This is a genomic window from uncultured Cyclobacterium sp. (assembly GCF_963977555.1).
GTDB lineage: Bacteria > Bacteroidota > Bacteroidia > Cytophagales > Cyclobacteriaceae > Cyclobacterium.
In genome coordinates, this window is the sequence record NZ_CAXBPD010000028.1 from 1 (window position 1) to 13,876 (window position 13,876).

The 13,876-nt window shown below is 39.1% G+C and carries 10 protein-coding genes; 7 read left to right on the plus strand and 3 right to left on the minus strand.

Annotated features, from left to right (window positions below; all coding sequences use genetic code 11):
- Window positions 1-378 precede the first annotated feature (378 nt).
- On the minus strand, window positions 379-3,153 hold the full coding sequence (locus AAC073_RS23360) for a gliding motility-associated C-terminal domain-containing protein (RefSeq protein ID WP_339926202.1): 2,775 nt from the start codon (window positions 3,151-3,153) through the stop codon (window positions 379-381).
- A gap of 489 nt (window positions 3,154-3,642) precedes the next feature.
- Here AAC073_RS23360 and AAC073_RS23365 point away from each other — a divergent pair, with 489 nt between their 5' ends.
- The 7 genes from AAC073_RS23365 (at window position 3,643) to AAC073_RS23395 (ending at window position 11,243) form a co-directional block, all read left to right on the plus strand.
- Complete coding sequence (locus tag AAC073_RS23365; RefSeq protein WP_339926203.1) at window positions 3,643-4,326, plus strand: succinate dehydrogenase cytochrome b subunit; 684 nt, start codon at window positions 3,643-3,645, stop codon at window positions 4,324-4,326.
- Between the two features lie 46 nt (window positions 4,327-4,372).
- Window positions 4,373-6,307 carry a fumarate reductase/succinate dehydrogenase flavoprotein subunit gene (locus AAC073_RS23370; RefSeq protein WP_339926204.1) on the plus strand — a complete coding sequence of 645 codons (1,935 nt, stop codon included), beginning with the start codon at window positions 4,373-4,375 and terminating at the stop codon, window positions 6,305-6,307.
- 29 nt (window positions 6,308-6,336) lie between these two features.
- Window positions 6,337-7,086, plus strand: coding sequence for a succinate dehydrogenase/fumarate reductase iron-sulfur subunit (locus tag AAC073_RS23375; protein ID WP_339926205.1), 750 nt, complete (start codon window positions 6,337-6,339; stop codon window positions 7,084-7,086).
- A gap of 157 nt (window positions 7,087-7,243) precedes the next feature.
- Window positions 7,244-8,653, plus strand: coding sequence for a sodium:solute symporter family protein (locus tag AAC073_RS23380; protein WP_339926206.1), 1,410 nt, complete (start codon window positions 7,244-7,246; stop codon window positions 8,651-8,653).
- A 28-nt stretch (window positions 8,654-8,681) separates the two neighbouring features.
- Window positions 8,682-9,122: a GNAT family N-acetyltransferase gene (locus tag AAC073_RS23385; RefSeq protein WP_020890756.1), complete on the plus strand. Its 441-nt coding sequence runs from the start codon at window positions 8,682-8,684 to the stop codon at window positions 9,120-9,122.
- Between the two features lies 1 nt (window position 9,123).
- On the plus strand, window positions 9,124-10,194 hold the full coding sequence (locus AAC073_RS23390) for an alanine/ornithine racemase family PLP-dependent enzyme (protein WP_339926207.1): 1,071 nt from the start codon (window positions 9,124-9,126) through the stop codon (window positions 10,192-10,194).
- Window positions 10,195-10,658: 464 nt separating this feature from the next.
- Window positions 10,659-11,243, plus strand: coding sequence for a porin family protein (locus AAC073_RS23395; protein WP_339926208.1), 585 nt, complete (start codon window positions 10,659-10,661; stop codon window positions 11,241-11,243).
- 162 nt (window positions 11,244-11,405) lie between these two features.
- On the opposite strand, the gene AAC073_RS23400 is transcribed toward AAC073_RS23395, so the two are convergent.
- The gene (locus AAC073_RS23400) at window positions 11,406-12,287 is read right to left on the minus strand and encodes a carbohydrate kinase (RefSeq protein ID WP_339926209.1); all 882 of its coding nucleotides are present in this window, start codon (window positions 12,285-12,287) and stop codon (window positions 11,406-11,408) included.
- On the minus strand, window positions 12,280-13,623 hold the full coding sequence (locus AAC073_RS23405) for a sugar porter family MFS transporter (protein WP_339926210.1): 1,344 nt from the start codon (window positions 13,621-13,623) through the stop codon (window positions 12,280-12,282). Before AAC073_RS23405 ends, AAC073_RS23400 begins: the two co-directional genes overlap by 8 nt.
- Window positions 13,624-13,876 lie beyond the last annotated feature (253 nt).

The following is a 13,876-nucleotide window of genomic DNA, read 5'->3' on the forward strand; positions in this document are numbered from 1 at the left end:
CAAAATAAAATTTTGAACTAAAACTTGATATTATACACAATTCATTGCGAGGAGGTACGACGAAGCAATCTCCATTATAGTACATGGATTGCTTCGGGACAAATGCTCAACGAGAATAGGTGACATTTACTCCTTGTCCCTCGCAATGACGGGTTGAAAGCAATTGCCGAATTCATTCGAGACTTTACCCCACGCTACCTCATAGTGAGAAGTCCGAACAAAGCAGTCTGATTTACGCGTGAGATTGCTTCGGGACTACTTCTAAGTAGTGGCAAATCGAAACCCTGCTCTTGTTCCTCCCAATGACGGCTTAAAACAATTGCCGGATAACTTCTAGATGCTACCTCATTGCGAGAAGGCACAACGAAGCAATCTGTTTTATTTTAAAAGTTGTACCGTTCCTTTGATTTTTTTCTGCCTTAAGCTTTCATCCAGGACATCGAAAATAACGATGGCCTCATAAAAATAGGTGCCTGCTGGAAGATCATTTCCATTTAGATCCTTTCCATCCCAATTGATGTAGATGTTCCTTTCGCTTGCCTGAGCGCTATTGTATTCATGAACCAACCCGCCCCATCTATTGTAAATTTTGATAGCAACCGCATCTACAAATCTTGGACATTTGACATAGGGATTGTCAAAGGCTTGAAAGGTTTCATTGACATTGTCTCCGTTAGGTGTAAATACATTTGGTAGCTCATAGTAAGGGCAGTTGTCTATACAAACAATATTACTTGGAGCACTTTCATTGCCAGAGCGGTCGATGGCCGTGATGTAATAGCAACCTTTTAAATCACTTAAGCCTTCTATCCTTGTTTCATTGTTGATGACAGAAACATCTTTCACAAAGCTAAAGGTGCCTTGTTCACCAGTTTCTGAAAAATAAATTTTATAGCCATTCAATTCGGTATCACAGTTTCCTGAGAAGTCTGGTGTCCAACTTAGGTCGTGATAAAAATCACTGAAATTGCACGGTTTATCTGCAAGGAATGCCTGACATTCTGGTCCTTCATAGGTAAGTACCGGAGGACAAGGTAGTCTGTCATCATCGGGTTTAGCACAAACAATTTGAGACTTATTCGCCAGAGGGTATTCCAGAATATCTATATTATAATCTCCATTAGTAATCACATAGTAGCAATATTCTTTGTCCGTATCCAGAGGGATGCCATTGTGACTTCCATCATCCAAGAAAACAAAACCAGCCTGCGTCACGTCAACTTCACCAATCAAGACAAAATTATCTGTATCAATGGCTCCAGGGTCTGTTCTATTCCTGTATACCAAGTGAGGGTATTTCGCCACTTCATTGTTCCAAGAGACGGCAAAATCCCAATTTAATTCGATAGACTCATTGATAATAGTGGGGTCCAAACGAACGGATGATGCTGTATTGGAGGAATCTGTGATTGTTCCCTGCGACAATAAGATTACCTTATAATTATAAACCAGGTTTTCAGTGTTAATATTGGTGTCAGTGAAAATCGTGTCACTTGTTGTAATTAATGAAGTACGTTCGTTTGTCCCTGTAAATCCTAGGCTTCTAATTAGTTGATAAGTGTAAGGTCCAGGGTATAAGACTGGGTCGATGTCATATGGAGGAGTCCACTTTACCAAAATCTCGCCCTCGTCCGAGCTGGTTTTCTCCACACTTACATTGGTGATGAGTGGTACGTCGACATCTACGGTAATGCAAATTTCATCCGAAACATAGCTTTCTCCACTTCTGGGAGCTGGGAAAGCCGCAACTAGTCGGTAGCAATAAGTGTTTCCTGGGCTTAATCCCATATTGTCATTGTTGTCAACAAATGATACTACGTCCATATCGGTAGTGCCCACCAATTCATATCCCGGTCTTATTCCTGTTTCGCAAGAGTCAGGTTCGTAATTGTCACTGTTGACCCGGCGCCAAACTTGCATGGTTTCTGCTGTGTTAGCACAGGCATAAGGATCCCACTCTATCAGTGCTGAACGCCCTTGTTGTTGTTCTATATTGAAGAAACTAGGAGAGGGGGCTACTACGGTAATGTTCCAGGTTTTAATGTCCACTAAAGAAGGGCCGGAATCTGGCTGATCAGCTATCCTAACCCTTACTTGATAAGTTCGTGCCCTAACATGGCTGCAAACAGTTTGCCAATCGAAATTAACTATGCCTGGGGAGGATTGAAAAATGGAAATAGGATTGTAAGTCGCAGGGGATGAGGTGATTTCTATTGGATCACCAAACACTTCGATTTTAATTGGATCACCATCAGGGTCCATGCCTTGGAAAATCTCTGTAATTTCAGTGCCCGCCTCAACACAAATGTCATCAGGCATAATCAATTCAGGCCTTCGATTGTCTGTATTTTCTATAATGATTTGCATGTCACGCAAAACATAGCCGATTCTGGTCCATTCTCCAGCAACCAGTCGCCACTCCTCTATTCGAAAGGCGACATTGTATTGACCTGCTATACCTGGAGCATCCCATATCAGGTCTCCGGTAACAGGGTCTAATTCCAATATTGCTGGTGTAGAACCATCTTGTTTAGTAAAACTAAATTCACCTGAAGCAGGGCTTCGGTAATTGTTTACCTGTCGCTGAAAGGCTTGCTTTGGGATGTCCAACACATAAGCCAAACTGTCTCCATCAGGGTCATAGGCTCCAGGGTTATGGATATAAGTTTGATTGACCGCTCCATTGTCTACGGGGGCTATGGTTAAGACGGGAGAATTATTGACGCCCAAAAAGGGGTCAATGTTTATCATCGTTTCAATGTAGAAAGGAGTGTCGACCGATTGGTCCATATTCAATGTGTTCGCATTCCTATTAAATTCCATAAACCTAATGGTATAGGTTCCTGGACCTTGATAAGTATGGGTGATTACAAATGTATTTTTCTCGATGTCATTCCCTAAGTTCTCGGTGCTAGTAATGTCACTTTCCGTGTTCAATATCTCAGACCTGCCATCGCCAAAGTCGATTTCACCTGGGCCAAAAATGACAGATGAACGTGTGTCTGTATAACCCACAACGGTGATTTTGTAAGTTAATGTTTGAGTAGAGACTCTTTCGGCAATAATCTCTCCTGCTCTAATATGAGTAGCATAAGAGGAGACAGAGCTTAGCATTAAAGCCATCAAGCCCAATAGAAAATAGCAATATTTCATATTATGGTTTATTTCAGCGGGTTGCCCTTTAAAGTTTACATGAATTGGCTCCGTATCGCTAAGGTACATCGGATCCAATTCTTGCTCCTAAGAACAAAACGTTTTTATTTTTTCAATGGTTACCCTAAATTATAGCTTTATAGCGAATTTCTCATTTTCTGTAGAATTTTATTATTGATTAGTTTTTTCCTTTAGCCCTCGCAAAGGCGATTTAAAATAAATACAGCAGAAGAATAGAAGGGCGAAACAAACTTTTTTTTCTTAAACGGTTCTAATTTAGCCTAATAAATATTTTTTTATTCTTGTAGTACCGTGAGCGAAAACAAAAAGGCAAAGACTAAGTTAAATCAATGGTATAAGTAATTAAATGATTAATTATTTAGAACTATTTAAAATAAGATGATTGACAGTTGTTTGATTGTTTGCTATTGATTACAAATGTAAATTTGGCGTCAATACAAAGATCAAACCGTAATAACGAAAAATTATATGAGTTGGGTATCTAAAACCTTAAATAGTACGCTGGGCAAAAAATTAATAATGGCCCTTACGGGATTTTTCCTTATTTTATTTCTAGTGGTTCACCTCGCTGGAAATTTGCAATTAATTTTGCCAGATAATGGGAAATCCTTTAATGTTTATGCTGAGACAATGGCGTCGAATCCATTGATCAGAGTTGTTTCAATTTTAAATTTCGGGTTTATTCTTCTGCATGCTGTGTATGCTGCGATTCTTACCCGGCGTAATAAAAAATCCAGGCCGATTGGATACGCTGTAACGAAAGCTTCTGAGAATAGCACTTGGAGTTCCAGAAGTATGGGGATTCTAGGAACCTTGATTCTTATCTTTCTTTTGGTTCACTTAAGAGGGTTTTGGTACGAGTTAAAGTTTGGGGAGGTACCAATTGTTACTTATGATGGTGTAAGCTACAAAGACAGTTTTGCCATTGTTTCAGCTGCATACCAGAATTTATTTTATGTTATTTTCTATGTAGTAAGTATGGGGATTTTGGCCTTTCACTTGGCCCATGGTTTTCCCAGTGCTTTTCAAACTTTAGGGATTAATCATAAGAAGTACACCCCTTTTATCAAGAAATTAGGATTGGCATTTGCCATAATAGTTCCTGCGTTATTTGCATTGATTCCCATTGTGATGTTTATTCAGGGAAGCTAAGGAGACTAAAATTAAGAAATTAAAGGGAAATTAAATTTGAATATTGATGAAACTTGATTCAAAAATACCCAATGGTCCTTTGGCTGAAAAATGGACCAATCATAAGTTTAACGTTAAATTGGTCAATCCGGCCAATAAAAGAAAATACAATATAATAGTAGTTGGTACTGGCTTGGCTGGCGCTTCTGCCGCGGCTTCTCTTGCTGAGCTGGGTTATAATGTCAAGGCTTTCTGCTTTCAGGATAGCCCAAGAAGAGCGCATTCCATCGCTGCTCAAGGTGGGATTAATGCCGCGAAAAATTACCAAAATGACGGTGACTCTGTTTACCGATTGTTTTATGATACCATTAAAGGAGGCGATTATCGCTCTAGAGAAGGTAACGTATACCGTTTAGCGCAAGTATCAGTCAATATCATAGATCAATGTGTTGCTCAGGGAGTACCCTTTGCCAGGGAATATGGAGGCTTACTTGCCAATAGGTCCTTTGGTGGTGCACAAGTTTCAAGGACTTTCTATGCCAGAGGTCAAACTGGACAACAATTGCTATTGGGTGCTTATTCGGCACTTAGCCGACAGGTAGCCAATGGGAAGGTAAAACTATATCCAAGAACAGAAATGATGGATGTAGTCACTATAGATGGAAAAGCAAAAGGTATTGTTACAAGAAACTTAATCACAGGAGCCATAGCGTCTCATAGTGCTGATGCCGTTTTGCTTTGTACTGGCGGTTATGGAAATGTTTTCTTCCTCTCTACCAATGCAATGGGTTCAAATGTGACTGCAGCTTGGAGAGCACATAAGAAAGGAGCTTATTTTAGCAACCCTTGTTACACCCAAATTCACCCTACTTGTATTCCGGTTTCAGGTGATCACCAGTCGAAGCTAACACTTATGTCTGAATCCCTAAGGAATGACGGCAGAGTTTGGGTTCCTAAAACTATACCAACAGCTGAAAAATTAAGAAAAAAGGAAATAGCCCCTAAAGACATTAAAGATGAGGACAGGGATTATTACTTAGAGACAAAATATCCATCCTTTGGTAACTTGGTACCAAGAGATGTTGCTTCTCGAAATGCGAAGTACGTTTGTGATGAAGGAAGAGGCGTAAATGAAACAGGTGAAGCAGTATTCCTTGACTTCAGGGATGCCATTTTGAGAGATGGTGAAGACGCTGTGAGAGGTAAATATGGCAACTTGTTTGACATGTATGAAAAAATTACCGGTGAGAATCCATATAAAACACCAATGAAAATTTATCCAGCGGTCCATTATACAATGGGTGGACTTTGGGTAGATTATAATTTGATGACCAATGTGCCAGGTCTATACGCACTTGGAGAAGCCAATTTCTCTGATCACGGTGCAAACCGATTGGGAGCCTCAGCCCTTATGCAAGGCTTAGCAGATGGTTACTTTGTCATCCCTTATACTTTGGGAGATTATTTGGCTAGCCATCCGAACGATAAAATTTCAGTTGATCATCCAGAGTTCAAAAAATGTGAGGATGAAGTGAAAGCCAAGGTGCAACAATTGTTGACTATCAATGGTAGTAAAACAGTTGATCATTTCCATAAAAAATTGGGTAAGATCATGTGGAACCATTGTGGAATGGCCAGAAATGCTGCTGGTCTTACCAAGGCGAAAGAAATGATTAAAGAACTTAAGAAGGAATTCTGGTCTGATGTTAAGGTTTTAGGAACTGGAGAAGAGCTTAATCTTTCTTTGGAAAAAGCACACAGGGTGGCAGATTTTCTGGAATTAGGTGAGCTAATGGTAGTGGATGCGCTACATAGAGAAGAATCTTGTGGTGGTCACTTCAGAGATGAGCACCAGACGCCTGAAGGAGAAGCCTTGCGGGATGACGAGAATTTCGCTTATGTAGCTGCTTGGGAGTTCACGGGTGAAGGCAAAGAAGAAGTCTTGAATAAAGAAGAGCTTGTTTTTGAAAATGTTAAGCTTACACAGAGAAGCTACAAATAATTGATTGAACCTATAAAATTCATCATAATATGAATCTTACATTAAAAGTGTGGAGGCAGAAAAACCCATCTGATAAAGGGGGCTTTAAAGATTATACATTAAGTGGAATTTCTTCAGACATGTCTTTCTTGGAAATGTTAGACGTTTTGAATGAAGACCTTTCAGAAAAAGGAGATGATCCTGTTCATTTTGATCATGATTGTAGGGAAGGAATTTGTGGCATGTGTTCCTTATATATCAATGGACAACCACATGGACCTACTCAAACGACTACTTGTCAATTGCACATGCGTTCATTTAAGGATGGGGATACCATCACTATAGAACCTTGGAGAGCAAGTTCTTTTCCAATTATCAAAGATTTGGTAGTAGACAGAAGCTCATTTGACCGCATCATCCAGTCTGGAGGATATGTTTCAGTAAACACAGGTGGTGTGCCTGATGCCAATGAAATTCCTATTCCAAAGATAATTGCAGATGAAGCTTTTGATTCAGCCACCTGTATTGGTTGTGGAGCTTGTGTAGCGGCGTGTAAAAATGCTTCTGCAATGCTATTTGTTTCTGCTAAAATTTCTCAGTTGGCATTATTGCCACAAGGAAAAGTAGAAAAACGAGAACGAGCAGAGAAAATGGTTGCTCAAATGGATGATGAAGGATTTGGGGCTTGCACAAATACAGGCGCTTGTTCTGCAGAGTGTCCTAAAGGAATTGACTTAAGTAATATTGCTAGAATGAATAGAGAATATTTTGCTGCTTCTCTTAGTACAGAGGAACATTGAAACATATTTCAAAAATAATTAAAGACCGGATTTCCGGTCTTTTTTTTTGCCATACCCCCATTGTTTTAGTAACGTTTGGTAGTTCTAGTGGTGAGGATTAGGTTTTGTGGTATTTTTTTTTATTTATGGCTAGCAATTAATCAAAAAATATATTTAAATGGAGCTTATAGACTTATCTATTTTTATTGTCTACATGATATTTATGCTTGGTGTAGGCTTTTATTTTATGCGGAAAAACACCGGTCAGGATGATTATTATGTGGGTGGGAGAAATATAGGAAGTTGGCACATAGGGCTTTCCGTAGTCGCCACTGATGTAGGAGGTGGTTTTTCTGTTGGACTTGGTGGTTTAGGTTTTGTAATGGGACTTTCCGGTAGCTGGATGTTATTTACCGGTCTTTTGGGAGCTTGGATTGCTGCAGTATTTTTGATTCCCAAAGTAAAAGCGAATCCTGCATTCGAAAAGTTTTATACTTTGCCACAAATATTTCAGTACCTGTTTGACAAGAAAGTAGGAATAGCCGCAGCCGTAATCTCCTTTGTAGGGTACCTTGGATTTACCTCTTCCCAATTACTTGCTGGGGCCAAACTTGCATCTGGTACATTCCCCACTCTTGACTTGAACACGGCCCTGCTTATTATGGGTATTATAGCTGTCATTTATACAGTGATTGGGGGACTAAAGGCTGTGATTTATACTGATACCATCCAGTGGATCGTATTGATGATGGGTTTTATATTTATAGGCTTGCCGATTTCTTACTATCACGTAGGGGGCTGGGAAGTGATCAGAGCTACGCTTCCTGATGAATATTTTTCCTTGACAAATTTAAGGTGGCAGGATCTTGCCAACTGGGGCATTACTATTCTGCCGATTTGGTTTGTGGGCATGACACTTTACCAACGAATTTTTGCGAGTGCAGACGTGAAATCTGCCAAGAAAGCATGGTTTATTGCAGGTTTGTTCGAATGGCCCATAATGGCTTTTATGGGTGTTTCTTTAGGCTTATTGGCTAAAGTAGCTTTTGAGCAGGGTTTGATCGTAGAAAGTATTGAAAGTCTGGATCCAGAAATGGGACTGCCTATATTATTAAGTACCGTTTTGCCTCCGGGCATAATGGGGTTGATGATGTCCGCATATTTCTCAGCGGTACTTTCTACAGCTGACTCTTGTCTGATGGCTGCTTCTGGAAACCTTACCACGGATATATTCGGGAAGTTTTTAAAATCTAAAGAGGATAAGTTTGTAATGCGAGTGAGTCAGCTCTTTACTTTGGTCATTGGCGTGGTAGCATTAGTCATTGCTTTACAAATGACCAATGTACTTGAACTAATGTTGTATTCTTACGCTTTTATGGTTTCTGGTCTCTTCGTTCCCATAATTGCAGGTTTGTTCTGGAACATGCGTTCTCCTCATGCTGCATTGGCTTCAATGATCGTCGGCGGCGTTACTACGGCTGTATTGTCTCTATTGGAGCTGGCCCTGCCATTTGGTCTTGATCCTAACTTTTTTGGGGTTTTTGCATCTCTAGCAGTGTTTTTGCTTGTATATAAGATTAATAAATGATCCTTTAAAATTTAATTAAAAATCATAAATGTTTACCTTAGAAACACTATCGGCTATAGACAATGCTACCTATTTGCAAAAACTTGAAATTGCTGACTTTTTATTTGAGCACCTTGATCAATATGGTGACCCTAAAGAGGATATCATGCGGTGCCTCGATTATGCACTAGACCAAGCTGCGGATAAAGGTGGTTTTTCAGTTTTAGCTAGAGAAGAAGGGAAGGTAGTAGGCGTTGTGGTGGTCAATAAGACAGGGATGTCTGGCTATATCCCCGAAAATATTATTGTATACATTGCTGTAGATGCTTCGCAAAGAGGTAAAGGCATGGGGAAAAAGCTAATGCAAACAGCTATAGATATGGCTCATGGTGACGTAGCACTTCATGTTGAGCCTGATAACCCGGCAAAAATTCTTTACGAAAAATTAGGCTTTGAGAATAAATATTTGGAAATGAGGTTGAAAAGATAATATGGCATTCTTAAATCTATACAGGGATAAACTCAAAGCTAATTTTGAGTTTCTGAAAAATGAGTTTGAAGTCAATGAAGTGTCATGGGGTATAGTGTCGAAAATTCTTTGTGGTAACCGAATGTACCTGCAAGAGTTAATCAACATGGGAACCAATGAAATCCATGATTCGCGAATCAGTAACCTGGCTAAAGTAAAAGAAATTAATCCTGATGTTCAGACGGTTTATATAAAACCACCCTCTAAGCGAAATATTGGTGACGTGGTAAAATATGCCGATGTTAGTCTAAACAGCGAACTAAATACCATCAGATGGATTAGTGATGAAGCGGTAAAGCAAAATAGAAGGCATAAAATTATCATCATGGTGGAAACCGGTGACCTTCGTGAAGGGGTGATGGGAGACCATCTGCTGGACTTCTATGCCAAGGTATTCGAATTGCCAAACATTGAAGTGATAGGGCTTGGTACCAATTTAAACTGTTTAAATGGGGTACTTCCCTCTGCTGATAAATTGATTCAGCTTTCCCTTTACAAGCAAATAATAGAGCTTAAATTTAATAAAAAGATTCCTTGGGTATCTGCTGGCACTTCAGTTACCATCCCACTTATGCTTCGCAAACAATTGCCCAAAGGGGTGAACCACTTTAGAATTGGCGAAACGCTTTATTTTGGTGTTGATTTGGTTGAAGAAAAAACCATTGAGGGGATGCATAGTAATGTTTTTGAATTGTTTGCTGAGATCATCGAAATGCAGGAAAAGCCATTGCTCCCTACAGGTACCTTGGCAGCAAACCCCCAGGGAGAAGTTATGGAAATCGACACCTCTCTTTATGGACAATCTTCTTATCGTGCCATTCTTGACCTAGGCCTTCTGGATGTTGATCCGAAATACCTTATACCTGATGATGGAGCCTTTGAAATCTTGGGTGCGAGTTCTGATATGATCATTATTAATCTGGGTGAAAACCCTCAAAATTATAAAGTTGGGGACTTGATTAAATTCCAGTTGAAATACATGGGGGCCTTGGCCATTCTTAATTCTAGTTACATAGAAAAGAGAGTCGTTTAACAGTTCCTTTTTTACTTAATAAGTGGCATCATTTTGATCCATTTTATTGCTTCGAAGCTCAGTAGAAAAATTGCTTCTGCTGAGCTTTGATAGCAGGGATGGGATGCGTAAAAGTTGGGTTCGCAAAGCTCAAAGTTTTCTTTTTGCCTAGTTGGAAAGAAAACCAATAATGGCTTTATTAACCAAAAAAGCCTTATAAAGTCTTGTGGTACATCGTCGTGTTTTTTACGTGTTAATTTTTTCTCACCAGATACTGCAGAATTAATATAATTCATTGACTTCCATATATTTAATTGGTGATTTGCGAGGAAGAATGTTATTACTTCAAAAGTAGATAAGCTGATAATTTAACAGGATAAATAGTAATTATTATTTATACATTATTAATATAATATTAGGTTAAAATATGTTCTTTGGCATAGATTTGGTCCATGCTATAAGGTCAAACCAATTATTTAATTATCATGAAGAAATTTGGATTATTATTTTCAATATTGCTACTGGGGTCTGTCGCGGTTCATGCACAAAGTAAATCAGGATTCGGTGTTAGGGGTGGAGCTAATTTCTTTACCTGGGGCGGATCCGACGTGAGTAGCAATGATTACGACAATCGTGTAGGATTCAATGCAGGGTTTTATGGAAATGGTTTTGTTTCTGATCGGTTTTCTATTGAGCCGGGTCTGTATTATTCTGTAAAAGGAACACAAAATGATGACTTGGTCAATTCCAGGGCTATATTGAATTATGTTGATTTGCCTATTTTGTTTAGAATTTATGCCACTGATGGGGTGAATTTGTTTTTTGGTCCACAGGCCTCCGTGCTGGTGGGCTCAAGTTTTGAAGCCGATGCATTAGGAAATACCTATGGCTGGGACACAGACAGTATTAATGATTTTGATGCAGCTGTGGTTGTAGGTGTTGGGTATAATTTACCAAAAGGCTTTAACCTTCAAGCAAGTTATGATTTTGGGATAAATCCTGTTTTCAAAGATTCGGATGCATCTGTTTACAATAGAGGATTTAAGCTGTCAGCAGGTATAAGCTTCTAATCTGTTTGATAACCTTAAGAAGTAGTGAGCGGAATGTTTTAAGGACTGTATTCAGTGATTTTTTCGCTATCTATAGACTTTTAAATACCATCCCCTGAACATGATTTGTCATGATTCGGGGGATTTCATTTATTAATCAGGTGGTCTATTGTAAGTCACGCTTTAAATGCTTTTTATAGCTTCAATGTCTTCAAGCTTGTATTGAGGTGTGCCACCATTAAAGGTCGCGACCAAAGCCCCTAGCGCGCAAGCAAAATCAAGAATTTTCTCTGGGCTTTCCTTGCTGAGGTACTTGCTAATAAACCCAGCGAGAAAGGCATCACCCGAACCTACAGTATCTTGAACTTCTACAGGATAACCTGGATGATTGATAAACTCTCCATCTTGATATATAGCGGCACCCTTGCTGCCTAAAGTTATACAAACCAATTCAAATGAAAATAATTCGCTCAACTTTTCTAGGGCTGCTTCTATCTGATTAGGCAAATCATAAAAATTAGCTAGTAACGTAAGCTCATCCTCATTTATCTTTAAGATATCCGCCTTGGTCATCAAGCGATCGAGTAGATCAGCGGTATAAAAAGGTGGGCGAAGATTGATGTCCAGAATTTTTAAAGCTGGAGACTCCAAAAGTTTGAAAAGCGTTGTCATACTTTCTTCACTTCTTGCTGCAAGCGAGCCAAAAACGATTGCATCTACATTTTTTGCTGCCTTATCTATTTCTTCAGACCATTGTATATGGTCCCAAGCTACAGGTTTTACGATTTCATATTTGATATTTTCTTTGTCTTGGTTGTCTATCAAAACGCTACCGGTAGGAAAGTCCTTGTCTATCTGGATTAGATCATGATTAAGTCCGTATTTCTCGGTTATTGAAAGTAATTTACGTCCTTGTTTATCATTTCCTACTTTAGAAATCATTTTTACATCCAAGCCAAGGTGCTGAAAATGTAAAGCCACATTCATAGGTGCACCTCCAGCAATGCTTTCCTTAGGGAAAACATCCCATAACATTTCACCAAAGCAAATTATTTTTTTAACCATTGTTTTTTACAAATTCTTTTTGAATTTCTTCAAGTGAACGTCCTTTAGTTTCAGGCATTTTAGTAAATACCCAGATAAATTGGAGCACCATCATTAAAGCAAAGAAGCCAAAGATTACCATGGGACCAAATTGATTGGCCATAAGTGGGAAAATATTGGCTACAATTGCCGCCAATATCCAATGTGTAAAACAGCCCATGGACTGTCCATGCGCTCTGAGCTCATTAGGGAATATTTCTGAAATAAATACCCAAATGACAGCGCCTTGGCCCACAGCATGGGAAGCAATAAACATAAACATAAAAATCGGCAAAAAGGAATTGTTAATCTCAGCCCCGGAAAAGGAATAAGCTATTAAAAGCAAGGAAACAATATAACCAATGGATCCAATATACATTAGCTTTTTTCTACCAATTCTATCGATTAAAAAGAGTCCTAACATGGTGGCAATTATATTAACTACCCCTATACCTACAGTGGACAATAATGCGCTTTCAGCACTGATGCCTGCCATGTCAAATATTCTAGGAGCAAAATAAATGATAGCATTAATCCCTGAAAGCTGGTTGAACAAAGCGATGAAGATAGCCAGCATCGTAATTTTTATGTACTTCTTATTAAACAAAGCCATAAAACCTACTTGGAGTTTGTTTTCCTTTTTCTCCTCCAAAGCAAGCCTAACAGCTTCCTCCACTCCTTCAGGATCTGTTCTCTTAAGAATTCTCTCGGCATTTTCAAAATCCCCTTTTTTAGCAATCAACCATCTTGGACTGAGAGGGACTCTCATTACCAATAAGGTGTAAATTAAGGCAGGAATGGCCTCCATACCCAACATCCACCTCCAACTGTTTTCTTCAACATTCAAATCAATAAGGTAGTTGGATAAATAAGCCATCAAAATACCAAAAACCAGGTTAAATTGGTACAAAGCTACCAATTGTCCTCTATTTTTGGCTGGGGAAATTTCACTAATATACATTGGTGCAACAACTGAGGAAGCACCTACGCCAAGCCCACCTATAAAACGGAAGGCCATAAAGGAATAAATTTCTGGAGCAATAGCAGAACCAACAGCCGATACAAAAAAGAGTAGTCCAATCCAAATAAGGGATTTCTTTCTCCCGTATTTGTCTGCTGGTATACCTCCAAATAGGGCTCCTATAACAGTACCGTACAAAGCGATAGCTATGGCCAAGCCATGGCTCCAATCACTTAATGACCAAAGCTCTTGAATTTGCCTTTCGGCACCTGAAATGACGGCAGTATCGAAACCAAATAAAAAACCTCCCAGCGCGGCTACGAGAGAGAGAAACAGGACATAGCTATTGATTTTCATAGATTATCTGGGTGTGATTTTTTTTAAATCTAAAAAGTTATGGGCTTTTTAAAAAGTTTATTCCGAATTTAAATTTCAATGATTTCATTGATTGTTACATTCTAATCCACCATGGCAACCGACTAACGGCATAAATGATTGCTTCTTTGGGGATTGTAATAATGCAGGAAAGGTGAAAGGAATACCAAAATACCAGTCGCAAACATTTAAGGTCTTATAAAAATGCGTTTAAATGTAATATTCCATGTTTTTT

Coding starts and splice junctions, on each gene's coding strand:
- AAC073_RS23360 (WP_339926202.1), bottom strand. CDS start 3,153: ATGAAATATTGCTATTTTCTATTGGGCTTGATGGCTTTAATGCTAAGC.
- AAC073_RS23365 (WP_339926203.1), top strand. CDS start 3,643: ATGAGTTGGGTATCTAAAACCTTAAATAGTACGCTGGGCAAAAAATTA.
- AAC073_RS23370 (WP_339926204.1), top strand. CDS start 4,373: ATGAAACTTGATTCAAAAATACCCAATGGTCCTTTGGCTGAAAAATGG.
- AAC073_RS23375 (WP_339926205.1), top strand. CDS start 6,337: ATGAATCTTACATTAAAAGTGTGGAGGCAGAAAAACCCATCTGATAAA.
- AAC073_RS23380 (WP_339926206.1), top strand. CDS start 7,244: ATGGAGCTTATAGACTTATCTATTTTTATTGTCTACATGATATTTATG.
- AAC073_RS23385 (WP_020890756.1), top strand. CDS start 8,682: ATGTTTACCTTAGAAACACTATCGGCTATAGACAATGCTACCTATTTG.
- AAC073_RS23390 (WP_339926207.1), top strand. CDS start 9,124: ATGGCATTCTTAAATCTATACAGGGATAAACTCAAAGCTAATTTTGAG.
- AAC073_RS23395 (WP_339926208.1), top strand. CDS start 10,659: ATGAAGAAATTTGGATTATTATTTTCAATATTGCTACTGGGGTCTGTC.
- AAC073_RS23400 (WP_339926209.1), bottom strand. CDS start 12,287: ATGGTTAAAAAAATAATTTGCTTTGGTGAAATGTTATGGGATGTTTTC.
- AAC073_RS23405 (WP_339926210.1), bottom strand. CDS start 13,623: ATGAAAATCAATAGCTATGTCCTGTTTCTCTCTCTCGTAGCCGCGCTG.